24 protein-coding genes and 1 tRNA gene are annotated in these 24938 nt (G+C 65.4%); 11 read left to right on the top strand and 14 right to left on the bottom strand.

Translation table 11 applies throughout. The features are described 5' to 3' along the window. Nucleotides 1–139: 139 nt before the first annotated feature. Together XH80_RS22450 and XH80_RS22445 are read left to right on the top strand one after the other, a co-directional pair. On the top strand, nucleotides 140–2554 hold the full coding sequence (locus tag XH80_RS22450) for a transglycosylase SLT domain-containing protein (RefSeq protein ID WP_271600581.1): 2415 nt from the start codon (nucleotides 140–142) through the stop codon (nucleotides 2552–2554). Between the two features lie 285 nt (nucleotides 2555–2839). Then, a tRNA-Ser gene (locus tag XH80_RS22445) sits at nucleotides 2840–2932 on the top strand. A 122-nt stretch (nucleotides 2933–3054) separates the two neighbouring features. On the opposite strand, the gene XH80_RS22440 is transcribed toward XH80_RS22445, so the two are convergent. The 8 genes from XH80_RS22440 to XH80_RS22405 form a co-directional block, all read right to left on the bottom strand. Further along, complete coding sequence (locus tag XH80_RS22440) at nucleotides 3055–3321, bottom strand: hypothetical protein (protein WP_057756490.1); 267 nt, start codon at nucleotides 3319–3321, stop codon at nucleotides 3055–3057. 1517 nt (nucleotides 3322–4838) lie between these two features. After that, nucleotides 4839–6317, bottom strand: a complete 1479-nt coding sequence (gene gatB, locus XH80_RS22435; protein WP_271600446.1) for an Asp-tRNA(Asn)/Glu-tRNA(Gln) amidotransferase subunit GatB — start codon at nucleotides 6315–6317, stop codon at nucleotides 4839–4841. Beyond that, nucleotides 6314–6616 carry a hypothetical protein gene (locus tag XH80_RS22430; RefSeq protein ID WP_271600445.1) on the bottom strand — a complete coding sequence of 101 codons (303 nt, stop codon included), beginning with the start codon at nucleotides 6614–6616 and terminating at the stop codon, nucleotides 6314–6316. The genes gatB and XH80_RS22430 overlap by 4 nt, the downstream gene beginning before the upstream one ends. After that, nucleotides 6607–8082, bottom strand: coding sequence for an Asp-tRNA(Asn)/Glu-tRNA(Gln) amidotransferase subunit GatA (gene gatA, locus XH80_RS22425; protein WP_271600444.1), 1476 nt, complete (start codon nucleotides 8080–8082; stop codon nucleotides 6607–6609). Before gatA ends, XH80_RS22430 begins: the two co-directional genes overlap by 10 nt. Beyond that, nucleotides 8079–8291: a hypothetical protein gene (locus tag XH80_RS22420; RefSeq protein WP_057756502.1), complete on the bottom strand. Its 213-nt coding sequence runs from the start codon at nucleotides 8289–8291 to the stop codon at nucleotides 8079–8081. Before XH80_RS22420 ends, gatA begins: the two co-directional genes overlap by 4 nt. Before the next feature lie 82 nt (nucleotides 8292–8373). Beyond that, nucleotides 8374–8661, bottom strand: coding sequence for an Asp-tRNA(Asn)/Glu-tRNA(Gln) amidotransferase subunit GatC (gatC, locus tag XH80_RS22415; RefSeq protein ID WP_220005171.1), 288 nt, complete (start codon nucleotides 8659–8661; stop codon nucleotides 8374–8376). Between the two features lie 77 nt (nucleotides 8662–8738). After that, nucleotides 8739–9815 (bottom strand): NAD(P)H-dependent flavin oxidoreductase, encoded by a 1077-nt coding sequence (locus XH80_RS22410; RefSeq protein WP_271600443.1) that lies wholly within the window; start codon nucleotides 9813–9815, stop codon nucleotides 8739–8741. Between the two features lie 17 nt (nucleotides 9816–9832). After that, a complete protein-coding gene (locus tag XH80_RS22405; RefSeq protein ID WP_271600442.1) occupies nucleotides 9833–10813 on the bottom strand; it encodes an NAD(P)H-dependent flavin oxidoreductase in 981 nt (326 codons plus the stop codon). Nucleotides 10814–10910: 97 nt separating this feature from the next. Here XH80_RS22405 and XH80_RS22400 point away from each other — a divergent pair, with 97 nt between their 5' ends. From XH80_RS22400 to XH80_RS22390, 3 genes are read left to right on the top strand one after another with little or no spacing between them, the layout of a single operon-like run. Then, a complete protein-coding gene (locus tag XH80_RS22400; RefSeq protein WP_271600441.1) occupies nucleotides 10911–11801 on the top strand; it encodes a LysR family transcriptional regulator in 891 nt (296 codons plus the stop codon). A gap of 13 nt (nucleotides 11802–11814) precedes the next feature. Beyond that, nucleotides 11815–12306, top strand: coding sequence for a Holliday junction resolvase RuvX (gene ruvX, locus XH80_RS22395; RefSeq protein WP_271600440.1), 492 nt, complete (start codon nucleotides 11815–11817; stop codon nucleotides 12304–12306). Nucleotides 12307–12309: 3 nt separating this feature from the next. Beyond that, nucleotides 12310–13233: an AEC family transporter gene (locus XH80_RS22390; RefSeq protein ID WP_271600439.1), complete on the top strand. Its 924-nt coding sequence runs from the start codon at nucleotides 12310–12312 to the stop codon at nucleotides 13231–13233. A gap of 49 nt (nucleotides 13234–13282) precedes the next feature. On the opposite strand, the gene XH80_RS22385 is transcribed toward XH80_RS22390, so the two are convergent. The 3 genes from XH80_RS22385 to XH80_RS22375 form a co-directional block, all read right to left on the bottom strand. Beyond that, nucleotides 13283–14047, bottom strand: coding sequence for a CPBP family intramembrane glutamic endopeptidase (locus tag XH80_RS22385; protein ID WP_271600438.1), 765 nt, complete (start codon nucleotides 14045–14047; stop codon nucleotides 13283–13285). 136 nt (nucleotides 14048–14183) lie between these two features. Next, a complete protein-coding gene (locus XH80_RS22380; protein WP_271600437.1) occupies nucleotides 14184–15827 on the bottom strand; it encodes an acyl-CoA dehydrogenase family protein in 1644 nt (547 codons plus the stop codon). Nucleotides 15828–15846: 19 nt separating this feature from the next. Continuing rightward, nucleotides 15847–16596, bottom strand: a complete 750-nt coding sequence (locus XH80_RS22375) for a M15 family metallopeptidase (RefSeq protein ID WP_271600436.1) — start codon at nucleotides 16594–16596, stop codon at nucleotides 15847–15849. Nucleotides 16597–16775: 179 nt separating this feature from the next. Here XH80_RS22375 and XH80_RS22370 point away from each other — a divergent pair, with 179 nt between their 5' ends. From XH80_RS22370 to XH80_RS22355, 4 genes are all read left to right on the top strand, one after another. Further along, on the top strand, nucleotides 16776–17723 hold the full coding sequence (locus tag XH80_RS22370) for an aspartate carbamoyltransferase catalytic subunit (RefSeq protein WP_143845774.1): 948 nt from the start codon (nucleotides 16776–16778) through the stop codon (nucleotides 17721–17723). After that, nucleotides 17723–19030 (top strand): dihydroorotase, encoded by a 1308-nt coding sequence (locus tag XH80_RS22365; protein ID WP_271600435.1) that lies wholly within the window; start codon nucleotides 17723–17725, stop codon nucleotides 19028–19030. Before XH80_RS22370 ends, XH80_RS22365 begins: the two co-directional genes overlap by 1 nt. Before the next feature lie 35 nt (nucleotides 19031–19065). Continuing rightward, nucleotides 19066–19662 carry a glycerol-3-phosphate 1-O-acyltransferase PlsY gene (gene plsY, locus XH80_RS22360; protein ID WP_271600434.1) on the top strand — a complete coding sequence of 199 codons (597 nt, stop codon included), beginning with the start codon at nucleotides 19066–19068 and terminating at the stop codon, nucleotides 19660–19662. A gap of 169 nt (nucleotides 19663–19831) precedes the next feature. After that, complete coding sequence (locus XH80_RS22355) at nucleotides 19832–21007, top strand: patatin-like phospholipase family protein (protein WP_271600433.1); 1176 nt, start codon at nucleotides 19832–19834, stop codon at nucleotides 21005–21007. Here the strand turns inward: XH80_RS22355 and XH80_RS22350 are convergent. Next, a complete protein-coding gene (locus XH80_RS22350; RefSeq protein WP_271600432.1) occupies nucleotides 20999–22243 on the bottom strand; it encodes an amidase in 1245 nt (414 codons plus the stop codon). The two genes, XH80_RS22355 and XH80_RS22350, sit on opposite strands and share 9 nt — an antisense overlap. A gap of 91 nt (nucleotides 22244–22334) precedes the next feature. On the opposite strand from XH80_RS22350, the gene dprA reads away from it, so the two are divergent. Then, nucleotides 22335–23477 (top strand): DNA-processing protein DprA, encoded by a 1143-nt coding sequence (dprA, locus tag XH80_RS22345; RefSeq protein WP_271600431.1) that lies wholly within the window; start codon nucleotides 22335–22337, stop codon nucleotides 23475–23477. Here dprA and XH80_RS22340 read toward each other — a convergent pair. Beyond that, a complete protein-coding gene (locus tag XH80_RS22340) occupies nucleotides 23474–23884 on the bottom strand; it encodes a winged helix-turn-helix transcriptional regulator (protein WP_271600430.1) in 411 nt (136 codons plus the stop codon). The two genes, dprA and XH80_RS22340, sit on opposite strands and share 4 nt — an antisense overlap. 83 nt (nucleotides 23885–23967) lie before the next feature. On the opposite strand from XH80_RS22340, the gene XH80_RS22335 reads away from it, so the two are divergent. After that, entirely contained in the window at nucleotides 23968–24576 is a 609-nt protein-coding gene (locus XH80_RS22335) for an FMN-dependent NADH-azoreductase (RefSeq protein ID WP_271600429.1), read from the top strand. Between the two features lie 69 nt (nucleotides 24577–24645). Here the strand turns inward: XH80_RS22335 and XH80_RS22330 are convergent, their stop codons facing one another. Then, the gene (locus tag XH80_RS22330) at nucleotides 24646–24828 is read right to left on the bottom strand and encodes a hypothetical protein (RefSeq protein ID WP_057756550.1); all 183 of its coding nucleotides are present in this window, start codon (nucleotides 24826–24828) and stop codon (nucleotides 24646–24648) included. Nucleotides 24829–24938 lie beyond the last annotated feature (110 nt).

The raw sequence follows: 24938 nt of genomic DNA, 5'->3' as shown, positions 1-24938 counted from the left end.
TTTGTCCGCATATTCAATCAAATAAAGCCAGATCTTGTACACACAGGTCTTGGGCCAATTGACTGATTCGGGGCGACGAACCGCCGTGACCTCCTTATCCCGTTCCGCATGGCGATCTGCCGGTCTGGCGCTGTGCCTGATGGCCGGCCTGTCGGTCGGCTGCGTCGCTCTGGCCAAATCCAGCGAGACGACCGAGGACGGCACCAAGCAACCCGCCAAGCAGGCGGCAAAGGGAACCGCAAAGCCAGCCGCCAAGCAGCCCGCGAAGGATACGGCGAAGGGGTCCGCCAAGGAGACCTCGAAGGGCGCGGGCAAGGACAGCGCCAAGGATACTGCAAAGGATACGGCGAAGGGTGCAAGCAAGGGAACAACTCCGCCGACGGCCAAGGATGCTGCGAAGAAGCCTGCCGGCAAGGACGCCGCAAAGGACAAACCGAGACCTGCAGCTGCAGCCGCGGCACCAAAGTCACGACCAGCCGCTGGCGCGCCGGCGCCCCAGGCCGCGCCGGCGGTGACGGCCACCGTGAGACCCACTGCCCCTGCTCCAGCCTCCGCCAGACCCGTTGCAACGCCCGTGCTCGCGCCAGCGACCCGTCAGCATGCCGCACCGCGCAAGCCTGTGACGCCAGCCGCGGTCGCTGCGACCTCATCGACGTCGCAAGCCGACAAGGACACGCTGGAGAACGTCATCGAGCTCGTGCGCAAGCGCAAGCCGGGCGATGCCACCAGTTACGCAGATTCGATTTCCGATCCCGTCGCGCGAAAACTCGCCGAATGGATCATCCTGCGCAGCGAAGACAATGGCGCCAGCGTCGAACGCTACCGCGCCTTCCTCTCCGCCAATCCGAGCTGGCCGTCGCAGACCTTCCTGCGCCGTCGCCTTGAAGCTGCGATGTGGGACGACCGGCGCGACGATTCCGTCGCGTGGTCGTGGTTCGAGAACGAATCCCCTGTCTCGGCCAAGGGCCGCTTCGTGCTCGCCAAGGCGATGCTGGCGCGCGGCGACCGCGCCAATGCCGAGCGGCTGGTGCGCGAAGCCTGGCGCAACGATCCGATGTCGGAGGACACCGAGAACAACGCGCTCGACCAGTTCGGCGCGCTGCTGACGCCCGGCGACCAGAAGGCGCGGATGGACACGCTGCTCTATGGCAGCGAGCACGAGGCGGCGATGCGCGCCGCCCGACGTCTCGGCGCCGGCTATGTCGCGCTTGCGAAAGCCCGCATTGCCTCCTTCAAGAAAGCGCCGAACACGCGCGCATTGCTGGAAGAGGTGCCGCGCGAGCTGCACAGCGATCCCGGCTTCATCTTCAGCAAGATCCAGCTGCTGCGCCGCGAAGAGAAGTTTGCCGAGGCCGCCCAGCTGATGCTGGCGGCACCGAAGGATCCGAACCGGCTCTACAATCTCGACGAATGGTGGATCGAGCGGCGCCTGCTGGCGCGCAAGATGATCGACACCGAGGATTTTCGCAGCGCCTATCTGATCGCACGTGACGCGGCCCTGCCCTCGCGCGACATCTACAAGACCGAGCAGGAATTCACCGCCGGCTGGATCGCGCTGCGCTTCCTCAACGATCCCGCCGCGGCCGCCCAGCATTTTGCCCGCATCGGCGTCGGCAGCGTCAATCCGACCACGCTGGCACGCGCTGGTTATTGGCAAGGCCGCGCCGCGGAAGCCGCCGGCCGCCAGCAGGAGGCGCGCAGCGCCTATGCCCGCGCCGCCGAGCAGTCGACCAGCTATTACGGCCAGCTCGCGCGCGCAAAGCTCGGCCTGCCGCAGATCGAGCTGAACAGCCAGCCGCGCGGCCGCGGCGCGGAGCGGCTCGAGATCGTGCGCGCGGCGCAATTGCTCTACGAACTCGACGAGCGCGAGATGGCAGTGCCCATGCTTGCCGATATGGGCGAGAACGGCGATCCCGAGGCGCTCGCCGGCCTCGGCGAGCTGACCCAGCGCTATGGCGATGCGCGCGGCATGCTGCTGGTCGGCAAGGCCGCGCTCAATCGCGGGCTGCCGTTCGACTTCTACGCCTACCCCGTCAACGGCATTCCGCAGTTCACGCAGATCGGCCCCGAGGTCGAGCGCAGCATCGTCTATGCGATCGCGCGGCAGGAAAGCGCCTTCAATCCGGCCGTGGTCTCGCCGGCCCAGGCCTATGGCCTGATGCAGGTGACGCCGGATGCCGCGCGCTATGTCTGCAAGCGGCATGGCGCGACCTATGACCTGTCGCGGCTGAAGAGCGATTCGTCCTACAATGCCACGCTCGGCGCGGCTGAGCTCGGCGGCCTGCTCGAGGACTATCGCGGCTCCTACGTCATGACCTTCGCCGCCTACAACGCCGGTCGCGGCAGCGTGAAGAAGTGGATCGACCGTTACGGCGATCCTCGCGACCCCAAGGTCGACGCGGTCGACTGGGTCGAACTGATCCCGTTCTCCGAAACGCGCAACTACGTGCAGCGGATCATGGAGAATCTTCAGGTCTACCGCGCCCGCTTCGGCGGCGGCACGCGGCTTCAGATCGAGGCCGATCTGCACCGCGGCGCCGGCAGCGTGGAATAGCGGCCATCTCCGTTCCATTTGCGGACGAGATTTGTGCGGGAACGGGTTCCGATCTCGGCCAGTGTTGCGCAAATGGCACAAACAAACGCCCGAGCGTTCTTATCGTGTTGTTTTGATTTGGCTTTCTGAATCGACGCCGACGCCCACCCGATCTCTCCGGACAGCAGAAACGGCCTTGGCAGCGCTCCGGATGGGTTGCTTGCAAAAATCGCTGGGAAAATTCGCGCCCAAACACGCGCTTCGAAATTGACCAGCCCAAGCAATTAGATGCATAAGGCTCGCACCGGAGAGGTGGCCGAGTGGCTGAAGGCAACGCTTTGCTAAAGCGTCATACGGTCTCAAGCTGTATCGAGGGTTCGAATCCCTCTCTCTCCGCCACCCAATTCAAACGACCCGATAGCACCGCTGAAAGCCGGCGGCAGATCTCGCCCGTCAGGCTGGCGCTCCACTGATGGAGCGCGGTCCACGGCGCTGTCCCCGTTCCAATGAACGGCGATGGCTCAATGCGCGGACACCCAGGCCCTCGCCTCGCGCTGCGCAGCCGAGATCTCGGCATCCGACATCTGGCTGGCCACTTCCTGGCGCAGCGCGATGGCGTCCTTGCGGCCCTTGAGGGCGGCGAGGTTGAACCATTTGTGCGCGGCAACGAGATCGACCAGGCCGGCGCGACCGCTCGCCCAGTAGATCCCGCGCTCGAACAGAACGTCCGACAGCGCGCTTGCATCGATCGGCGTCGCCGTATCGAGATCGAAAGTCCCCTGAAACATAACGCATCCCCTTTTTCTTGTGCCGCCCCGAATCCGCCGAGCGCGGCTCCCGTCCAACTCCGATGCACGTGATCCTTCCGGATCGCGCGCTGTTCAACTCATCCCCAGGGCTTCTCGCCCATCGCCGTTTGCCGGCTTGTTGAAGGCGATGATGGCGGGCAAATTTGAATGGCAGTTTAAGTATCGCGATGAAGCAGACGTAAACGCGAGGCCGCGCGGGGCACGCGGGAACTTTAGGAAGTCCCTGATTCGCAGGCACTTCTGCGATTCGTCAGAATAGATTTACCCTGCGGTTTTCGGACTTCGATAACCATTGCGCATGGTGGTGGACCGCGTCCGCCCCGTCGTCCCTGCGCAGGCGGGGAATCCGGTACGCCGCGGCCCATCCCCTCAACCGCTGCCGCCTCGGCGCACTGGATCGCCCGGTTGGAGCCGGGCGATGACACCGAGAATGGGGAAGCGCCGCGCGAACAGCGTGCAATCGTGCCGCGGCTCTTGCTTGCCCCAGATAAATCCAGGGCAGAGTGGCCACGGCAGCGCGCGCACGCCTCGCGGTCAGATCAACAATGTGGGGAAAGGGATTGCCGGCAATACCCCGGCCTCAGGGAACGAGGGCGTCGGCGAACACGTCAGGACCAGATTCCAAATGAGCCCGAAGGCCGCTTGTGGAATTGCGGAGCCCTTTTGAGGGAGACCGCACCGAACGAAGAAAACTCTGTTTCTTCTGCCGGACCGTAAAGTCGAACGATCCGACCGTTGACCTGATGTCTCGCCGACACCCTCTTTCGTCGACCAGAACCTCTAGGAGGCGCTGATGACGTGCCGGCTACCAGGAGCCGGCAACTTCAGAAGTCGAAGTTACTTCTTCTTCTTCGCGACCTTGCGGGTCTTCTTCGCAGTCTTCTTCACTGCGCTCTTCGCCTTCTTCGCCTTCTTCGCTTTCTTGGCCATGTTGCCCTCCGATGTGTGAGATGGCTTTAATCGCTGTGCGCATTCGGGGATCGAATGCACTCACCCCGAATACACCAACACGACGAAAAAAACATCTTCTCACTTAAGGAAGTGTTGACGACGCCGCGCGCGTGGGCCAGCCGCGCTTGATTTGCCGGTCAGGGGAGACACGCGTTCGCGATCGCAAATGCGTCGCGCCGTATCGACGCGGTCGTGCAATGCGACTGCATGAAAACACTATGCAGCAAGTATGATTCTGCACGCGCGCATCGCGCGCGATCGATGCGATGAAGCGCGCGACTATGCGAGCGGTCGCCTCGCGAGGCGGAGTCGCGGACTCTGAGTCGCGATTTTTGGCAACGAAATTATTTTCATGCTTAACGGCGGAAGCGCTCGTCTGAGCGTGTGCAAGTCGCCGTTTTGAGCGAATCGCGCGAACTGCGATTCGCCTCGCCGCATCGCGCTCGGATGGGATGATAACGCCATCGGCGACGCGTGCGTGCGTCGCATCGCGAGGCTGACGCGAGGTGACGAAGCGTGTCGTCACCTCGTCCGAACGCGCGACGCTAGATGCCGAGCTTGGACTTGAGCAGCTCGTTGACCGCCTGCGGGTTGGCCTTGCCGCCTGAAGACTTCATCACCTGGCCGACGAACCAGCCGAGCGACTGCGGCTTGTCCTTCACCTGCGCGGCCTTGTCGGGATTGGCTGCGATGATGTCGTCGACAACCTTTTCGATCGCCGAAAGATCCGTCACCTGCTTCATGCCGCGGCTTTCGACCAGCGCGCGCGGGTCGCCGCCCTCCTGCCAGACGATCTCGAACAGGTCCTTGGCGATCTTGCCCGAGATCGTGCTCTCGCCGATCAGGTCGATGATGGCGGCGAGCTGCTCGGCGTTGACCGGAGAGTCCGTAATATCCCGGCCTTCCTTGTTGAGACGGCCGAACAGCTCGTTGATCACCCAGTTCGCCGCCATCTTGCCGTCGCGGGTGCGGTTGGCGAGCCTGTCCAGCACGGACTCATAGAACACCGCGCTCTCGCGCTCGGCGACCAGCACGCTCGCATCATAGGCCGACAGGCCGAAGTCTGCGACAAAGCGCGCCTTCTTCTGGTCCGGCAGCTCCGGCAGCTTTGCTTTCAGCTCGTCGACGAAAGCCTGACTGAACTCGAGCGGCAGCAGATCCGGATCGGGGAAGTAGCGGTAGTCATGCGCCTCCTCCTTGGAGCGCAGCGAGCGCGTCTCGCCCTTGTTGGCGTCGAACAGGCGCGTCTCCTGGTCGATCTTGCCGCCATCCTCGATGATCTCGATCTGGCGCCGCGCCTCGTACTCGATCGCCTGCCCGATGAAGTTGATCGAGTTCAGGTTCTTGATCTCGCAGCGGGTGCCGAGCGGCCCGCCGGGCTTGCGCACGGAGACGTTGACGTCGGCACGCAGAGACCCCTTCTCCATGTCGCCATCGCAGGTGCCGAGATAGCGCAGGATCGAGCGCAGCTTGGTCACATAGGCCTTGGCCTGCTCGGCATCGCGGATGTCGGGCTTGGAGACAATTTCCATCAGCGCCACACCGCAGCGATTGAGATCGATCAAGGACTGCGACGGCAATTTGTCGTGCAGCATCTTTGCCGGGTCCTGCTCCAGATGCAGCCGTTCGATGCCGACGGTGGCGGTCCTGCCGCCCTCGAGCTCGAGCAGCACCTCGCCCTCGCCGACGATCGGCGACTTGTACTGGCTGATCTGATAGCCCTGCGGCAGATCGGGATAGAAATAGTTCTTGCGGTCGAACACCGAGCGAAGATTGATTGTCGCATTCAGCCCAAGCCCGGTCCGGACAGCCTGCCTGACGCATTCCTCGTTGATGACGGGGAGCATGCCCGGCATCGCCGCGTCGACCAGCGACACTTGCGTGTTCGGCTCGCCACCGAACGCGGTCGAGGCACCCGAGAACAGCTTCGAGTTCGACGTCACCTGGGCATGGATCTCCATGCCGATGACCACCTCCCAGTCACCGGTGGCGCCTTTGAGAAGCTTGTGCGTGGCCGTGCTCATGTCTTGCTCCCAAGCAGCGCGGCAGCGATCCGATGCCACTCCGCTTCCAATGAATCCTTTGCCGCGACCTGGCCCGCCTGGCGATACCAGTAGCCGGCGTTACCAAGGTCACCTTCGACGCGGTGCAGATAAGCGTGCACCCAGGCGGCGTCGCGGCTGTTATCGTCCTGAACGATCTTGTGCGCCTGGTCCCAGTCGCCCTTCGCAGCCCACCAGAGACCCCTGAGCGGCGCGTTCAGCTCAGGCGCGGGTGCCGCGCCGTCGAGGCTCGCGATGAAATCAGCGACATTCACCACCACCTCGCGGGCGTGAAGCGGCCGGCAGCCTGCTCGATCACTTCACCGAGCGAGAACAGCGTCTCCTCCTCGAAAGGGCGGCCGATCAGCTGAAGCCCGAGCGGCAGGCCCTGTGCGTCCTTGCCTGATGGCACCGCAATGCCCGGCAGGCCCGCCATGTTCACGGTCACCGTGAAGATGTCGTTGAGATACATCTCGACCGGATCGGCACCGCCCTTCTCGCCAATGCCGAAGGCCGCCGACGGCGTCGCCGGGGTGAGGATCGCGTCCACGCCCTTGGCGAAGCAATCCTCAAAATCCTTCTTGATCAACGTGCGCACCTTCTGGGCCCGCAAATAATAGGCGTCGTAATAACCGGCCGAAAGCACATAGGTGCCGATCATGACGCGGCGGCGCACCTCCGCGCCAAAGCCGCTGGCGCGGGTGTTCTCATAGAGCTCGATGATATTCTTAGCCGACTCGCGCAGGCCATAGCGTACGCCGTCATAGCGCGCGAGGTTGGACGAGGCCTCCGCCGGCGCCACGATGTAATAGGCCGGCAGCGCGTATTTCGTGTGCGGCAGCGACACTTCGACCAGCTCGGCGCCGGCGCTCCTGAGCCAGGCCGCGCCCTCGCTCCATAGCTTCTCGATCTCGGCCGGCATGCCGTCGAGGCGGTATTCCTTGGGGATGCCGATCTTCATGCCCTTCACGGACTTGCCGATCGCCGCCTCGTAGTCCGGCACGGCAATGTCGGCCGAGGTGGTGTCCTTCGGATCGTGGCCGGCCATCGAGCGCAGCAGCATCGCGGCATCGCGCACGCTGCGCGCGATCGGACCCGCCTGGTCGAGCGAGGAGGCAAAGGCGACGATGCCCCAGCGCGAGCAGCGGCCATAAGTCGGCTTGATGCCGACGGTGGCGGTGAATGCCGCCGGCTGGCGGATCGAGCCGCCGGTGTCGGTCGCGGTCGCGCCCATGCAGAGTAGCGCGGCGACCGCCGAGGCCGAGCCGCCGGACGAGCCGCCCGGCACCAGCGTGGTGTTGCTTCCTTCGCGCCGCCAGGGATTGCCGACGGGGCCGAAGCACGAGGTTTCGTTGGCCGAGCCCATCGCGAACTCGTCATTGTTGAGCTTGCCGAGCATCACGGCGCCGTCGCGCCAGAGCTGCGAGGTCACCGTGGACTCATAGGTCGGCACGAAATTGCCGAGGATTTTCGAGCAGGCCGTGGTGCGCACGCCCTTGGTCGCGAACAGATCCTTGATGCCGAGCGGGATGCCGGCGAGCGGGCCCGCCTCGCCCCTGGCGAGCTTGGCGTCCGCCTCGCGAGCCATCGCGCGCGCCTGGTCGGGCGTCTCCAGAACATAGGCGTTGAGCAGGCGCGCTTGCTCGATCGCGGAAAGATGCGCGTCGGTCAGCTCGAGCGACGTGAAAGTCTTGTCGGCGAGACCCTTGCGGGCCTCGGCGAGCGTCAGCGATGTCAAATCGGTCATTTATTGATCGGGCTGCAGAAGAACGGAGACAGGGTCTTGTCGTTGGCCGGGTCGTCTTTTTTGGCGGCCGCATTCGCGGCGGCCTGGAGCTCGTCGAGCACTTCATTGACGGCGACATTGGGATCGGCAGCCTTGCCCTGCCGTTCCATCTTGTCGAGGTAATTCATGTAGGCCTGATAGGCCTTCTCATCGTCGCAAAGCAGACACATCGGAGCACGTCCCAGACTCTTTAGTTTGACGCGTTTTCTTTACGCGAACCGGTATCCACTTCGCTCGAAAACGCTATGCAAGTCACTCGACGACCTTCGGCACCAGAAAGAAGTGCCCCTCGGTCGCCGGCGCGTTGGCAACGATATCGTCGGCGATCCCGCCGTCATTGACCACGTCCTGCCGCTTCTTCATCTGCATCGGGGTGACCGAGGTCATCGGCTCCACGCCCTCGACATTGACCTCCGAGAGCTGCTCGACAAAGGCGAGCATGGCGTTGAGCTCGCCTTGCAGATGCGGAACCTCGTCCTCGGAAACCGCAATGCGCGCCAGATGCGCGATGCGGCGGACGGTGGTGGCGTCGACGGACATTATATAAGGCCTCTCACGGCAAAACCTATGTGCCGTATAGCAGAGGCCGGTTTTGCGCCGCAACCGGCGCCTTTCCCCTATCCAGCCAGCGCTTTCATGCGGGCGAGCGCCGATTTGGCGAGATCCCGGGTCAATTCGGCTGCCGGGACCTCACGGCCAAGCGCAATCGCCTGCCCGGCCCAGAGATTGGTGAAATCCACCCTGCCCCGCTTTTCTGCCGCCGCCTTCAACGGCCCCAGCGCGGTCGCCGCATGGGGAAACGGCGGCGCGTCGGGTGAGATCGGCCCGGCTTCGCGCATCAGGCGATTCTGGACCCCGCGCGCCGGACGCCCGGTCATGACATTCGTGATCACGGTGGAATCGTCACCCGCCTCGGCGAGCGCCTTGCGCCCTCCGGGCGTGACCTTGGATTCGGGACACCGCAGATACGCGCTGCCGATCTGCACGCCGGCGGCGCCGAGCGCGAAGGCCGCGGCGATGCCACGTCCGTCAGCGATGCCACCACAGGCGATCACCGGCACCTTCACGGCATCGACGACCTGCGGCACCAGCGCAAACGTGCCGGGCTGCTCGGCGATCTTGTCGGTCAGGAACATGCCGCGATGGCCGCCGGCCTCGGCGCCCTGCGCAATAATGGCATCGACGCCGCGCTGTTCGAGCCAGACCGCTTCCTTCACCGTCGTGGCAGAAGCTATGACGAGGCAGCCGGCCGACTTCACGCGCTTGAGCAGCGCCGGCTCCGGCAGGCCGAAATGAAAGCTGACGACCTCCGGCTTCAGCTCCTCGACGATTTTGCAGAAGGCGTCATCGAATGGTGCGCGGTTCGCCGCGTTGATCGGTGCTGACGGATCGAGACCATGCTCGGTGTAATATCCCGCAAGCCGCTGCTTCCACCGCGCTTCGGCCTCAGGCGTGAGATCGACCGGCTTGTGGCAGAAGAAGTTCATGTTCACCGGCGCCTTGACGCGCTGGCGGATCAGACCAACCTGCTCACGCGCTTGCTCCGCCGACAGCATCGCGCAAGGCAGCGAACCGAGCGCGCCACCCTGCGCGGCCGCGATCACCAACTCGGCATCCATCACACCGGCCATCGGCGCCAGCACGATCGGGAATTCGGTCTTGAACAGATCGATCAGTCGACGGTCAGGCCACATGGTGCGTCTCTCTTGGTTCAGGCGAACGATGCGATCGAGTTGCGTCGGCCGGCCAAAAGCTGCTCGGCTTCGGACGCAATCCGCTCGATGATCTCGGCCGCCGGTGGAATATCATGGATCAGCCCGACCGCCTCGCCCGCGATCACGGCAGCGACGTCGAAATTGCCCGCGGCTTTCGCCGCCGCATACTCTGCCGAAACTGCGGCGACATTCTGCATCAGCTCGACCTCGCGGCCGATCCAGCGGCGGGCGTGGTCATTGATCAGACACCGTCCCGTGAACGGCGCGGGCCAGACATTGTTGCGCGAGAGATCGAAGATGATGCCGCGCACGGTCGAGCCGCTGCTCGCCGCGCAGATGCGCCGCTTGGCCTCATCGGCGCCGTCGGCCTCCTGGCTCGCATAGAAGCGCGTGCCGAGCAGCACGCCACTTGCGCCCAGCATCATCATGGCGGCGAGACCGCGGCCGTCGGCGATGCCGCCGGCTGCCACCACGGGCACACGGCCCGCTGCGAGGTCGACGATGGCAGGCACGAGATCGACGCTGGTGCGTGAGGCGCCGTGGCCGCCCGCCTCTGTCCCCTGCGCGATCACAATATCGGCGCCGGCATCGAGCGCCTGCCGCGCCATCGTCTCGTCCTGCACCTGGCAGATCAGCCGCGCGCCGGCGGATCTGATCCGCGGCGCGAACGGCGCGGGGTCGCCGAACGACAACATGATCGCGGACGGCCTTGCGGCGAGCGCGATGTCGAGCAATTCGGGCCGCTTGGCGAGGCTCCATGTAATGAAGCCGATCCCGAACGGCGCACGCAACTCGGCGAGCTTCGCCGTCTCCTGCTCCAGCCACGCCTTCTCGCCGTAGCCGCCGCCGAGAATGCCGAAACCGCCGGCGGAGCTAACAGCCCTCACCAGACGGCTACCTGCGATGACGTCCATCGGCGCCAGCAGGACGGGATGCTTGATCTCCAACAGCCGCGTCAGCGGCGTCGCAATCGGCATGGCCTCTCCCCGGTCTGGACACGGAGACTAGGCGCGTCTAGCATTCTCGAAAAATGAATTGTTGCGAACGCTGCCATCACAAAAGCGGAACGACGCCATGGAACTGAGCGACATCAAGACCTTTGCTGCAGTCGCCCGCACCGGCGGCATCACCCGCGCCGCCGAAGAGCTCCACACGGTGCAATCCAATGTCACCCAGCGCATCAAGGCCCTGGAGGCCGAGATCGGCACGCCATTGTTCGAACGCCATAGCCGCGGCATGGCGCTGACAGGCGCCGGCAAGCGCCTCCTTCCCTACGCCGAGCGGATGGCCGCGCTGTCGCGCGAAGCCCTGCTCGCGGCGCGCGACGATGGCGAGGCGAAGGGACCGCTGTCGATCGGCTCGATGGAGACCACGGCTGCGGTGCGGCTGGCGCCGTTGCTGGCCGATTTCCACCGCCGCTTTCCCGCCGTGCGCCTGTCCTTGCGCACATCGCCGACTGCCGATCTCGTCGCCGGTGTACTCGAAGGCACGCTCGATGGCGCTTTCGTCGCCGGCCCGATCGCGCATGACGACCTCACCGTGACAAGCGCATTCCGCGAAGAGCTGGTGCTGGTCAGCGCACGGCGCTGGGGCTCGCTCGCCGAGCTGCGCGCTGCTACGTCCGAGTCAGGCCCGACCGCGCTGGTGTTCCGCACCGGCTGCACCTACCGCCAGCGCCTCGAGCAGATCTTTGTCGAGTTCGGCTGGCCCTCGGCGGCGCGCTTCGAGCTCGGCACGCTGGACGGCATGATCGGCTGCGTCGCCGCCGATATGGGCGTCACGCTGCTGCCGCGCGCGGTGATCGAGCGCAGCGCCATGACCGGCAGCGTGACCATGCACGCGCTGGGTCCGTCGCATGCGCGCGTCGAGACGCTGTTCATCCAGCGCCGTGCCGGCCATCAAACCAGCGCGCTCGTCGGGTTTGCCGCCTGCCTGAAGCAGGACGACGAAACCATCGCGGCATGATATGCGCTGGTCCATGCCCGCTCTTATCCTGCCCCTCGTCGATGCTGCATCCCACTGGCCCGAACGCGGCGCACTTGTCGGCCTTGACCTCGGCACCAAGACCATCGGCGTTGCCGTGTCCAATCCGGACCGCCGGCTGGCGACCGGCGTCGAGACCATCCAGCGCAAGCAGTTCAAGCAGGATGCCGCCCGCCTGCTCGCCATCGCCACCGAGCGCAAGGTGGTCGGCTTCGTGCTCGGCCTGCCCATCAACATGGACGGCAGCGAGGGTCCGCGCGCCCAGTCGACACGGGCGTTTGCCCGCAATCTGGCCAATCTGACCCCACTGCCCATCGGCCTCTGGGACGAGCGCCTGTCGACCGCCGCGGTCGAGCGCGAGCTGATCGGCATGGATGTCAGCCGCGCCAAGCGCGCCGAGGTGATCGACGAGCACGCCGCCATCTTCATCCTGCAGGGCGCGCTCGACCGGCTCGCCAATCTTCGCGCGGCATCGGGAAATGGCTGATTCATGGCCGTCGTGGTCGCGGCGCTGCTGCCGGTCTTCATCCTCATTGTGCTCGGCGTGGTGCTCAGGCACAGCCTGATGCGCCTCGACACGCAATGGCACGGAATGGAGCGGCTGACCTATTTCGTGCTGTTCCCGATGCTGCTGATCCAGACGTTGGTGAAGGCCGATCTTTCAAAAGTTCCGGTCGCCGGCGTCGGCGGCGCGCTGCTGCTGTCGGCGCTGGCGATGTCGCTGCTGTGCCTCGCGCTGCGCCCGGCCCTGTCGCGGCTCGACATCGACGGTCCCGCCTTCACCTCGATCTTCCAGGGCGCGACGCGCTGGCAGACTTATGTGGCGCTGTCCGTCTCCGCCAATCTGTACGGCGAGGTCGGGCTCGCGCTGGCCTCGGTCGCGATGGTCGCGATCATCCCGCTGGTCAACGTGTTCAGCGTCGCCGTGCTCGCCCATTATGCCTCGCCCGAGAAGCAATCCGCGCGTGCCATCGCCATGACCGTGATCCGCAATCCCCTGATCTGGGCCTGCGCCATCGGCATCGTCATCAATGTCGTCCATTTGCCGCTGCCAAAGATCTGGCACGAGGTCGCCGACGCGCTCGGCCGCTCCTCGCTCGCCATCGGCCTGCTCGTCACCGGCGCCGGCCTCCAGCTCAAGGGCCTGCTCCGTCCGAGCCTGGGGGCGACGATCGGCGTGGCGTTCAAACTGGTGCTGATGCCGGTGCTTGCGCTGACGCTTGCCGCCTGGTTCGGGCTGACAGGCACCAACCTCGCGATCGTCGCGATCTGCGCAGCGGTGCCGACCTCGCCGAGCGCCTATGTGCTGGCTCGCCAGATGGGCGGCGATGCACCATTGCTGGCGCAGATTATCACGCTGCAGACGATCCTGGCGGCAATCACGATGCCGATCGCGATCGCGCTGGTGGCGTAGAACCCGTCATCGGCGGAGCACATCTCTCTCGGTCATTGCGAGCGCCGGGCTAGCCCCCCAGCCACGTCGTCAGCACCACCGCGGTCATGTTGTTCAGTCCGTGCAGCACGATGGTGAGCCACAGCGAGCCCGCGCGATAGCGCATATAGCCGAACCACAGGCCGATCGAGAAAACCTCGGCAAGGAAGTAGAGATCGTACTGGATGTGCACCACCGTCCACACCAGCGACGACAGCACGATCGCGCCGGGCACACGCAGAAAGCTCTCCGACCAGCCGCGATAGAGGAAGCCGCGCGCAAGCACCTCTTCCGACATCGGCGCGGCTACGCTGAAGGCGAACAGAAGCAGCATCGCGCCGCCCTTGTCGCGGCCGGATTTGAGGAGATCGGTCATGAAGCCAGGCGTCGCCTCGCGGCCCAGCGAACGCGAGACAACTTCCCACGCGAGCACGATCAGGACGAGACCGACCGCACCCAGCAGGATTTGCCGCCATGACGGCCAATGCAGTGCGAGATAATCGACAAAGGAGGCCTTCCTGATGCGAATGGCAAGCCACGCCACGAGAAGCGTCGCGGGCAGCCCGGTGATGACCGACAGTGCGAGCGCCTGAGGCTCAGCGCCGACGAGTTGCATCGATGCGAGATCGAGCGGCAGACCGCGACTCACCACGAGCCACACAACCGCGCCGATCTGTCCGACGAACATCGCGACAAGGAGCATGAAACCCCACAACGCCGTGCCCCAGAATTTCCAGACGCGCGGCTGCGCCGGCGTCTCGGTCAGCGGCGGATGGTCGGGATTGAGGGAGTCCATCAGTGAGACTTTCGTTGGCTGCGCACCGTCATTCCGGGGCGGTCCGGAGGACCGAACCCGGAACCTCGAGATTCTCTGGTGCGCAACGGCGCACCATAGTTCGCCCTTTGGGCGCCCCGGAATGACGGATCAATAATCACGGCAGCGCCCGCTCGAGCAGCGCACGCACGTCGCCGTTGTCGAGCTCGACGGCGCCGTACATGCTGGCGTGATGGATGGCGAGGCGCGTGGCGGCGAACAGTTCTGCGTGATGCGGTGACACGCCATTGAGCGCGGCCGCGCCAGCCAGCAGCGCCAATTTCTCGACCGCGAGCCGCGCGACGCGCTCGCCGTCAGTGCGGCGAAACGCCTTGCCGATGAAGGCGACGGCCTCGCCTGCCCCGGGCAGGCCTTTCGTCTCGGCCCCGAGAGCCTGCAGCACCGCCACCGCCGCCTCGCCCTCGCGCGAGAGCGCGCGGAGCACGTCGAGGCACATCACGTTGCCAGAACCTTCCCAGATCGCATTGACCGGCGCTTCGCGGTAGTGGCGCGCCAGAATGCCGTCCTCGACATAGCCGTTGCCGCCGAGGCACTCCATCGCCTCGTAAAGGAATGACGGCGCGCTCTTGCAGGTCCAGTATTTGATCGCGGGCGTCAGCAGCCGCATATAGGCGGCCTCCGCAGCATCATGCGGCGCGCGGTCGAAGGCGCGGCAGAGCCGCATCACCAGCGCCGTGCTCGCCTCCACATGCAGCGCCATGTCCGAGAGCACGGCCTGCATCAAGGGCTGGTCGGCGAGATGCTTCTGGAACACGCTGCGGTGACGGGCGTGATGCAGCGCATGCGCGAGCCCCGAGCGCATCAGACCGCTTGAGGCGATCGCGCAATCCTGCCGCGTCAGCTGCACCATCTGGATGATGGTGCGGATGCCCTTGCCCTCTTCGCCGACGCGTTCGGCATAGGCGCCGACGAACTCGACCTCGGACGATGCGTTCGAACGGTTGCCGAGCTTGTCCTTCAGCCGCTGGAACTGGATCGCGTTGACCGATCCATCCGGCGCGAAGCGCGGCATGAAGAAGCAGGTCAGCCCCTGCTCGGCCTGCGCCAGCACCAGGAACGCATCGCACATCGGCGCCGACATGAACCATTTGTGGCCCGTGATGCGATAGGCGCTGCCGTCCCGCACCGCGCGCGTCATGTTGGCGCGCACGTCGGTGCCGCCCTGCTTCTCGGTCATGCCCATGCCGAGCGTCATGCCGCGCTTGTCCCACCACGGCGCGAAGCTCGGATCATAGTTTCTCGTCGACAGCACCGGCATCACCTTGCTGAGCAGATCCGGGTGCATCGCCAGCGCGGCGACCGAGGCGCGCGTCATCGTGATCGGGCAGAGATGCCCGGTCTCGACCTGCGCGGCCATGTAGAATTTCGCGGCGCGAATGACTTCGGCCGCGTCGCCCGCAGGCCTGCCGTCCGCGGTCCATGTCGAATTGTGGACGCCGGCATGCGCGCTGTGCGCCATCAGCTCGTGATAGGCAGGGTGAAACTCGACCTGGTCGCGGCGATTACCCTTGGCATCGAAGGTGCGGAGCTTGGGCGTGTTCTCGTTCGCGATGCGGCCGCGATCGGCCATCGCCGCCGAGCCCCAATGCCTGCCGAATTCGGACAGCTCCCGTTCCGCGGCGGCGCCGCCATTGGCCTTCACGGCCTCGACCAGCGGCTGATCGACCGTGAACAGATTCACGTCCTCGAATGGCGGCGACTGATTGAAGACCTCGTGGGTCGCGAATACAGGCTGTGTCATGGCGTGTCTCGGGCCGGAATCAGTTCCGCCGCGGCTGGATCGGGAAATCATAGGCCGCCCCGCCCGCCCCCGGCAGGGAAAAATGCCACCACTCCTTCGAATAGTTCACAAAGCCTTGCCTCGCCATCGCAGCCACCAGCCGCCTGCGCCAGGCGCGCTGATCGGGCGAGATCGACGGTGCTGCGGTATGCCCTTTCTCATCGGTGCAGTCATAGCCGGTGCCCATGTCGACGCTGCCTTCCGGCAGCCGCGCCGCGACCGGCGCCGTGCAATCAGCGTAGGACCTTGACGGATCGATCCTGGCGGAATTGTCGGCCTTGAGATCGACCAGCGTGAGATCGAGCGCGGCGCCCGTGGAATGCTGCGAGCGGCTCGCGATATAGCCGAGGCGGAACAGCTCGGTCTTGGGAATCTTCGGATTGTAACGCCGATCGGCCGCGGTCTCGCGGCCGTTCTGCGACCATCTCACCATGTCGAGCGAGGCCCGCGCCGGCCGGTAGCAGTCGAACATTTTCAGCGACAGGTTCTGCGTCGCCAGTTCCTGCTGGACCGCTTTCAGCCGCAGGCCGACTTCGCGCTTCACCACGCATTCGCCGGCACCATAGCCGGCGAGCGGACGGCCGACGAAATTGTTCGGCGTGGCGTAGCGGATGTCCTGGATGATGCTGGGATCGATTTCCCGCAGATAGACGAAGCCGCCGGGGAGTGACTGGGCGTGGGCGGCGGAGATTGAGACGATTGATACGAATGCAGCAGGAATTAGTCTCACGATGCCTCCGGGTCATTCCGGGGCGATGCAAAGCATCGGACCCGGAATCTCGAGATTCCGGGTCTGGCGCTTGCGCGCCATCCCGGAATGAGCGTGTAACAGAGTCCGCAGGGGATAACTCCCCGCCCCGGCATTGGCCCTTGCTCCATCAGCCATCCGCGCCTATAGCTCTCGCTTTAATGACATCGAAATCGACCTTCGTCCTCGGCCACCGGCATTTGCTGGGCATCGAGGGCCTTTCCGCGGCCGACATTACCGGCCTCCTCGACCTGTCCGAAGAATATGTCGAGCTCAACCGCCAGGTTGACAAGAAGCGCACCGTCCTGCGTGGACGGACGCAGGTGAACCTCTTCTTTGAAGCCTCGACCCGGACCCAATCCTCGTTCGAGCTCGCGGGCAAGCGCTTGGGTGCCGACGTCATGAACATGTCGGTGTCCTCCTCGTCCATCAAGAAGGGCGAAACGCTGGTCGACACCGCGATGACGCTCAACGCCATGCACCCCGACATCCTGGTGGTGCGCCATCACGCCTCCGGCGCGGTGGAACTGTTGGCGCGCAAGGTCGACGGTTCCGTGATCAATGCCGGCGACGGTGCGCATGAACACCCGACCCAGGCGCTGCTCGATGCGCTCACCATCCGCCGCAATAAGGGTCGGATCGAGGGCCTCGTGGTTGCGATCTGCGGCGACGTGCTGCATTCGCGCGTGGCGCGTTCGAACATCATCCTGCTCAACACCATGGGCGCTCGTGTCCGCGTCGTCGGCCCCTCCACGCTGCTGCCGCCGGGTATCGAGCGGATGGGCGTCGAGGTCGCGCGCGACATGCGCGAGGGCCTCAACGGCGCCGATATTGTGATGATGCTGCGGCTGCAGCGCGAGCGCATGAACGGCTCCTTCGTGCCGTCGACATCGGAATATTTCCATTATTTCGGGCTCGACCAGAAGAAGCTCGCCTACGCCAAGCCCGATGCACTGGTGATGCATCCCGGTCCCATGAACCGCGGCGTCGAGATCGACACCGCGGTTGCCGACGGCGCGCAGTCCCTGATCCGCGAACAGGTGGAGATGGGGGTTGCCGTGCGCATGGCGGTGCTGGAAGCACTCGCCCGAAACCTGCCGAACGCGTGATGCCCGTGCTGATCGACCGCCGCCCGATCCTGCTCGCCAACGCCCGCGTCGTCGATCCCTCCAGGGATTTCGACGGCCCCGGCGACGTCCTGATTGCCGACGGCATCATCCGCGAGACCCGCCGCGGCATTGGGGCGGCCGGCGTCCCCGAGGGGACCGACGTCATCAACTGCTCCGGCAAGATCGTGGCGCCGGGCCTGGTCGACATGCGCGCCTTTGTCGGCGAGCCCGGCTTCAGCCATCGCGAGACCTTTGCGAGCGCCAGCCAGGCGGCCGCGACCGGCGGCATCACCACCATCATCTGCCAGCCGGATACATCGCCCGTCATCGACAATTCCGCGACCGTCGATTTCGTGATGCGCCGCGCGCGCGACACCGCGATCGTCAACATCCAGCCGATGGCAGCGCTCACCAAGGGCATGCGCGGCGAGGAGATGACCGAGTTCGGCCTGCTCAAGGCCGCCGGCGCGATCGCCTTCAGCGATGGTGACCGCAGCGTCACCAATTCGCAGGTGATGCGGCGCGCGCTGACCTACGCCCGCGATTTCGACGCGCTGATCGTGCATCACACCGAAGACCCGGACCTCGTCGGCGAAGGCGTGATGAACGAGGGCGAGTTCGCCTCGCGCCTCGGCCTGATGGGCATCCCGAAGGCCGCCGAGGCCGTCATCCTCGAACGCGACATGCGCCTGGTCGCGCTGACCGGCGGCCGCTATCACGCGGCCTCGCTGTCCTGCATCGACTCGCTCGAGATCCTGAAGCGCGCCCGCGACGCCGGCCTTGCCGTCAGCGCATCGGTCTCGATCAATCATCTTGCGCTGAACGAGAACGACATCGGCCCCTACCGCTCCTTCCTGAAACTGTCGCCGCCGCTGCGCACCGAGGACGACCGCCGCGCCCTGGTCGAGGCGGTGGCCTCCGGCCTCGTCGACGTCATCATGTCCGACCACAATCCGCAGGACGTCGAGGTCAAGCGCCTGCCGTTCGCGGAAGCCGCTCCCGGCGCCATCGGGCTCGAGACCATGCTGCCGGCGGGCCTGCGGCTGGTCCACAATGAGGAGCTCGACCTCAAGACGCTGATCCGGGCCATGTCGACGCGGCCGGCCGAACTGCTTGGCCTTCCGGGCGGAACCCTGCGCGTGGGCAGCCCAGCCGATGTCGTGGTGATCGACCCTGATGTTCCCTGGGTGGTCGATCCCGCCGAACTGAAATCGCCCTGCAAGAACACCCCGTTCGACGAAGCCCGCTTTACAGGCCGGGCCATCAGGACCATCGTCGGCGGACGAACGGTTTACGAGCATGTCTAATGGGCGCTGGTTATGTCAGCCATGGAGAGGCCGCCATGGGGCTTGATGCATTCCTGCCGGTGGCCCTCATCATCGGCTACCTCCTCGGCTCGATTCCGTTCGGGCTGATCCTGACCAGGCTTGCCGGCACGCAGGATCTGCGCTCGATCGGCTCCGGCAATATCGGCGCCACCAATGTGCTGCGCACCGGCCGCAAGGGCCTTGCCGCGGCAACCCTGCTGCTCGACGCGCTCAAGGGCACCGCGGCCGTGGTGATCTCAGGCTACATCGCCGGCCCCAATGCCGCGATGCTGGCAGGTCTCGGCGCCTTCCTCGGGCACCTCTTCCCGGTCTGGCTCAAGTTCAAGGGCGGCAAGGGCGTCGCCGTCTATATCGGCATCCTGCTCGGCCTGTTCTGGCCGGCGGCACTGGTGTTCTGCCTGATCTGGCTCGCGACGGCCTTCACCACCCGCTACTCCTCGCTCTCCGCGCTGGTGGCGGCCTTCATCACACCGCTGTTCCTGTGGTGGTTCGGCCACCTTGCCCTGGCCTCGCTGTCCGTCGTGCTGACGCTGCTGCTGTTCTACATGCACCGCGAGAACATCAAGCGGCTGCAATCAGGAAAAGAAGGCCGCATCGGCGAGAAGGCCTAAACAGCGCTTTCGAATCCAAGATCGGAAAAAGTACGGATACCGCCGCGCCTCTTCCGCATTATATGCCAAATCCTGTTCGAAACTTTCACCCCACACGCGGGAGCTAGTGGCGGTCAGGTTCCATGCCTGTCATCCTGACAGTGGACATGGCGTTACGCGGTTGCTCAGAATGAGCGAGAAGATTGACGGCACGCATGAGGAAGGTAGCTCGCAGAGCACTGCGGCGAGCCGCCTGCTGCTGACGACCAATATCTGGTCTGACGTGCCTACACCGCCTCCCGCGCCAAAACCCGCTCCCGTTCCTCCGCCGGCGCCGCCGCCCGCTACCATCGTGCAAGCGCCCGCGCCGGTCGTAACGACAGCCGCGCCCGTTGCGCGGACTCGTCCCCAGCAATGGCCGCCGCGGAAACTCTCGCTGGCGCTCCAGGGCGGCGGCACGTTCGCCGCCTTCACCTGGGGCGTGCTGGAGCGGCTCCTGGAAGAGCCATCCATCGAATTCGACACCATCAGCGGCGCCAGCGCCGGCGCCATCAACGCGCTGCTCCTCGCCTGCGGCCTTGCCGAGGGCGGCCGCGAAGGTGCCCGCAACCGGCTGAACCGGTTCTGGACCCGGTTGATGCACGAGGCCTCTTTCCGCTCGCTGATGCTGGTCGGCGGCTTCTCGCCGGCAGGAAGCTCGGTCGCCTTCGGACCGACGCTGCGCTCCGGCCAGTTCGATCCGTTCGATCTCGACCCGCTGCGCCAGGCGCTCTCGCGCGACATGAATTTTGCCGCCTTGCGCGATGCGAAATGCCCGAAGCTGCTGATCGCGGCGACGCGGATCCGCGACGGCCAGCAGCAGATTTTCGGCAACGACGCCATCACCGCGGATGTCGCGCTCGCCTCGACCTGTCCGCCCCTCGTTCACTGCGCCGTCGAGATCGATGGCGAGGCCTATTGGGATGGCGGCTTCGGCGGCAATCCGCCGCTGCTGAAACTTGCGCAGCAATCGACGACTGCCGATCTGCTGCTCGTCCAGGTCACGCCGACGCGCGACAGCTATGTACCGATCACGCTCGCCGCGATCGACCGCCGTCTCGACCAGATTGCGGCCAATGCCGCGCTCAAGGCCGAGATCGCAGCGATCGAATGGGCGCAGGCGCACGCAGCGCCAGCGCTGCGGCTCTCCAAGATCGCCGCCGAAGACTCTGTTGACGGACTTGCGCAGCGCTCGTCGACCGATCTCGGCCGCGGCTTCATCCGCCTGCTGCACCGAAGCGGCCGCGAGGCCGCCGAGCGTTGGCTTGGCGCAACTGCCGCCGCGACCCAGCGCCCGTTGCCCGCCGCCGAACCCGCGCTAGCCTGATTTCGCCAGCGCATTCTCCAAAAACCACGCCGCCGCCAGCGCGCCGGGATCGTTGCCGAAGCGCGCGACCACCTGCACGCCGACAGGAAGGCCGCCGACCTTCATCACCGGCACGTTGACGCAAGGATTGCCCATCAGCGTCCACAGCCTGTTATAGCGGGGCGAGCCGGTCGAGGCGAGCTCCTTGGCCGGCGCGGTGCCGGGCGCGGAATAAGTCAGCAGCACGTCGAAACCCTCGAACAGCTCACCGAGCTCGCGGCGGCCGCGGCGGGCAATGCGGCGCGCATCATCATATTCCTTCGGCGTCAGCCCGACGGTCTCATCAAGGCTGGCGCGAAGCATCGGTGCAATCTCGTCGTGATGCTGGTCGAACTCCCAGGCGAGCGCGCGATGCGCCTCAAAATCCTGGATGATCGGGTGGATGCGCCAGGCTTCCTTGACCGCTTCGGGCAGATCGATGATCTGCACGCTGGCCCCGGCCTTCTCGGCCGCCTTGATCGCGGCCAGCAAGCCCTCCTCTGCCGCCGGCTCAGCGGCTTCGGCAAACTCCTGCCGGACCACGCCGATACGCGGCGCTTTCGCCGGCACAATGCCGGAGAACTCGGTGCGGCCGGTCATCGCCAACAGTCCGCGCGCGAGATCTTCCGCGCGCGATCCGAACAGGCCGACCGTGTCGAGCGCCCACGAATAGCATTTCACGCCGACCGTCGGCAGCATCCGGAACGACGGCTTGATCGCGGCGGCGCCGCAATAGGCGGCAGGCCGGATCACCGAGCCGCCGGTCTGCGTGCCCAGCGCCAGCGGGATCATGCCGGCGCCGACGGCGGCCGCCGAGCCCGACGACGAACCTCCAGGCGTATGACCGGGATTGTGCGGATTGAGCGTCGGCGTGGGATCGCGCGATGCGAACGCCGTGGTCGTGGTCTTGCCGATGATGGTGGCGCCCGCCCGCTTCAACATCATCACGACAGGCGCATCGGCGCGCGGCTGCCAGCCACGATAGATCTCCGAGCCCATCTCGGTCGGCATTTCAGCGGTGTCGATGATGTCCTTGATCCCGACGGCGATGCCGCGCAGCGGACCGGAGGCCTGCGCCTTCGCCGAGATGTCGTGGCGGACGAAGGCATGGACGTCCTTCTCTTTGGCCTCGATCGCCGCATGCGACTGGGAGATGGCGTGCTCGGGCGAAAGCTCGCCCGCTTCGATGCGGCGCTGGAGATCGGCGAGTGAAATCATGGCAATACCCTTCTTATTGGCATCGCTTTTAGCATTGCGACAAGGCCGCGCAAGCGCATGCCAACGCTTGCTCACAGCCTCAGGTTGTTCCATGCTGCCTCTGCAAGGAGACACCGTGGACGCCATCAACAAGAGCGTGGAGCTGAGCGAGCAAGAGCGGATCGACCGTCTGCGGCTGATCCGCTCGGACAATGTGGGGCCACGCACCTTCCGCTCGCTGGTCGATCATTTCGGCAGCGTCCGCACGGCGCTGGAGCGGCTGCCGGATCTGGCCCGCCGCGGCGGCGCGCAGCGGTCGGGGCGCATCTGCAGCGTGGACGAAGCGAAGGCCGAGCTCGCCGCAAGCCGAAAGTTCGGCATCGCCTGGCTCGCGCCCGGCGAGGACGGATATCCGGCGCGGCTTTCGACGCTCGACGATGCCCCACCTTTGCTTGCCATACGCGGCGACAGAGCGACGCTGATGCGGCCGATGATTGCGATCGTCGGCTCACGCAATGCCTCCGGAGCCGGCCTGAAATTCGCCGGCCAGCTCGCGCGCGAGCTTGGCGAGGCCGGCTTCATCATCATCTCAGGGCTTGCCCGCGGCGTCGACCAGGCCGCGCATCGCGCCAGCGTCGAGAGCGGCACCATCGCGGTGCTCGCCGGCGGCCACGACTGCATCTATCCGCCCGAGCATGGCGATCTGCTCAGCGCGATCCTCGATCATCAGGGCGCTGCGATCTCGGAAATGCCGCTCGGCCACGAGCCGCGCGCCCGCGACTTCCCTCGCCGCAACCGGCTGATCTCGGGCGCATCGCTCGGCGTGGTCGTGGTCGAAGCCGCACACCGCTCCGGCTCGCTGATCACCGCGCGCATGGCCGCCGAACAGGGCCGCGAAGTGTTCGCGGTGCCCGGCTCGCCGCTCGATCCGCGCGCCGCCGGCACCAATGATCTGATCAAGCAGGGTGCAACGCTTGTCACGGAAGCGTCCGACATCATCAATGCGGTGCAGCCGATCGTGGAGCGGCCGCTGATGAGTCCCGCGAGCGAGCCCGACAGCAAGCCGTTCGAGAGCGATCCGCAAGGCCACGACCGCGACCAGATCACCGGCCTGCTCGGCCCCGCCCCCATCTCGATTGACGATCTCGTGCGCTTGTCCGGCGCCTCACCCGCGATCGTGCGCATGGTGCTGCTGGAGCTCGAGCTCGCCGGCCGGCTCGAACACCACGGCGGCGGACTGGTGTCGCTGATCTAGGCGTTGTTGCGCTCGTCGAACCGCGTGCGCGCCGCCGCGATCTTCTCCTGGTGCGCGATCGCCCACTCGCCCAGCGCCTTCACCGGCTGCTGCAGCCCGTGGCCGAGATCGGTCAACTCATAATCAACGCGCGGTGGAATGGTCGGAAAAATCGTGCGCGTGACGAGGCCGTCGCGCTCCAGCCCGCGCAGCGTCAGGGTCAGCATCCGCTGCGAGATGCCGTTGATCATTCGCTTCAGCTCGTTGAAGCGCTTCGGCCCGTCGCTGAGCATCATGATCACGAGCACGCTCCATTTGTCGCCGACGCGCGCGAGGATCGAGGCGACGTTGCGGCAGTCGGAATGGTTGGGATCGGGCCTCCGTTCGGCAGGAAAATCGATGTGTCTCGGTTCCAAAGATGTGCCCATGGCTCAAAAATGTGCGTTCTTGCGGGGTTTTTGACAGTCACTCATGTAGTGCGGGTTACAAATCTATACCATGGGTGACCCCAATGAAACTCCTCCATATCGACTCCAGCGTCCTCGGCCCCCACTCCGTCTCCAGGCAGGTTTCCGCCGCCATCGTCGACCGGCTCAGGCAGGCCACGCCCTCGCTTGAGGTCGTCTACCGCGACCTGACCGAGACCCCGCTCGCGCACTTGTCCGGATCCCACTTGGCCGCCGCCCAGGGCGCACCCGCGCCTGCGGAGCTCGGACCTGACCTCGCCGCGAGCGAGACTGTCCTGAATGAGTTCCTCGATGCCGACATCGTCGTGATCGGCGCGCCCATGTACAATTTCACGATTCCGAGCCAGCTCAAGGCCTGGATCGACCGCGTGCTGGTGAAGGGGAAGACGTTCAAATATGACGCGAGCGGCCCGGAAGGCCTTGTTGGCGACAAGCGCGTGATCGTGGCGATTTCGCGCGGCGGTCATTATGGCGCCGAGACGCCGTACGCGGCCGGCGAACATCTGGAAACCTATTTGCGTTGGGTGTTCGGCTTCATGGGGATCACGAGCCTGGAATTCATCTCCGCCGACGGCGTCAATCTCGGGCCCGAACATCGCGAAAAGGCGCTTGCGGGGGCCCTCCAGGCCGCAACGGGTCTGCAGGCGGCCTGAGGCTACGCCGACGACGTCAGCCGCGAGCGGTGCTGCGGCGGCTGACAGATCGGCAGATTGTTTGCGAAGCTAAAACCAGGAGCCCTGGATGCCCAGGATTACGGCCACGAGCGACATGAGCAGGCCGATGCCGGAGAAGATGGCAACCCCGATGAACTCAGACATATCGGAGTGCTTGGCAGGAACTGCGGAGCGTTCAGTGTAAATACGCGGGTCTGAAATCGGAGCTAAAATGCGTGCTGCTTTTGGCATGACGGGCTCCCTCAAATGAGTCCTATGACCCCTGCCCGTAGAAAAGTCTTGGCAGCGCACGCAAAGGTTCAACGCGTCACGCAAGCTTCAGAAAATACCTCTCCCGAGAC

Source organism: Bradyrhizobium sp. CCBAU 45384 (assembly GCF_028128665.1).
Taxonomy (GTDB): Bacteria; Pseudomonadota; Alphaproteobacteria; order Rhizobiales; family Xanthobacteraceae; genus Bradyrhizobium; species Bradyrhizobium manausense.
The sequence above is the reverse complement of the archived record's forward strand: the minus strand, read 5'-3'. Positions and strand labels throughout refer to the sequence as shown.

Coding starts and splice junctions, on each gene's coding strand:
- XH80_RS22450 (WP_271600581.1), top strand. CDS start 140: ATGGCCGGCCTGTCGGTCGGCTGCGTCGCTCTGGCCAAATCCAGCGAG.
- XH80_RS22440 (WP_057756490.1), bottom strand. CDS start 3,321: ATGTTTCAGGGGACTTTCGATCTCGATACGGCGACGCCGATCGATGCA.
- gatB (WP_271600446.1), bottom strand. CDS start 6,317: ATGAGCACGGCCACGCACAAGCTTCTCAAAGGCGCCACCGGTGACTGG.
- gatA (WP_271600444.1), bottom strand. CDS start 8,082: ATGACCGATTTGACATCGCTGACGCTCGCCGAGGCCCGCAAGGGTCTC.
- XH80_RS22420 (WP_057756502.1), bottom strand. CDS start 8,291: ATGTGTCTGCTTTGCGACGATGAGAAGGCCTATCAGGCCTACATGAAT.
- gatC (WP_220005171.1), bottom strand. CDS start 8,661: ATGTCCGTCGACGCCACCACCGTCCGCCGCATCGCGCATCTGGCGCGC.
- XH80_RS22410 (WP_271600443.1), bottom strand. CDS start 9,815: ATGTGGCCTGACCGTCGACTGATCGATCTGTTCAAGACCGAATTCCCG.
- XH80_RS22405 (WP_271600442.1), bottom strand. CDS start 10,813: ATGCCGATTGCGACGCCGCTGACGCGGCTGTTGGAGATCAAGCATCCC.
- XH80_RS22400 (WP_271600441.1), top strand. CDS start 10,911: ATGGAACTGAGCGACATCAAGACCTTTGCTGCAGTCGCCCGCACCGGC.
- ruvX (WP_271600440.1), top strand. CDS start 11,815: ATGCCCGCTCTTATCCTGCCCCTCGTCGATGCTGCATCCCACTGGCCC.
- XH80_RS22390 (WP_271600439.1), top strand. CDS start 12,310: ATGGCCGTCGTGGTCGCGGCGCTGCTGCCGGTCTTCATCCTCATTGTG.
- XH80_RS22385 (WP_271600438.1), bottom strand. CDS start 14,047: ATGGACTCCCTCAATCCCGACCATCCGCCGCTGACCGAGACGCCGGCG.
- XH80_RS22380 (WP_271600437.1), bottom strand. CDS start 15,827: ATGACACAGCCTGTATTCGCGACCCACGAGGTCTTCAATCAGTCGCCG.
- XH80_RS22370 (WP_143845774.1), top strand. CDS start 16,776: ATGACATCGAAATCGACCTTCGTCCTCGGCCACCGGCATTTGCTGGGC.
- XH80_RS22365 (WP_271600435.1), top strand. CDS start 17,723: ATGCCCGTGCTGATCGACCGCCGCCCGATCCTGCTCGCCAACGCCCGC.
- plsY (WP_271600434.1), top strand. CDS start 19,066: ATGGGGCTTGATGCATTCCTGCCGGTGGCCCTCATCATCGGCTACCTC.
- XH80_RS22355 (WP_271600433.1), top strand. CDS start 19,832: ATGAGCGAGAAGATTGACGGCACGCATGAGGAAGGTAGCTCGCAGAGC.
- XH80_RS22350 (WP_271600432.1), bottom strand. CDS start 22,243: ATGATTTCACTCGCCGATCTCCAGCGCCGCATCGAAGCGGGCGAGCTT.
- dprA (WP_271600431.1), top strand. CDS start 22,335: ATGCTGCCTCTGCAAGGAGACACCGTGGACGCCATCAACAAGAGCGTG.
- XH80_RS22340 (WP_271600430.1), bottom strand. CDS start 23,884: ATGGGCACATCTTTGGAACCGAGACACATCGATTTTCCTGCCGAACGG.
- XH80_RS22335 (WP_271600429.1), top strand. CDS start 23,968: ATGAAACTCCTCCATATCGACTCCAGCGTCCTCGGCCCCCACTCCGTC.
- XH80_RS22330 (WP_057756550.1), bottom strand. CDS start 24,828: ATGCCAAAAGCAGCACGCATTTTAGCTCCGATTTCAGACCCGCGTATT.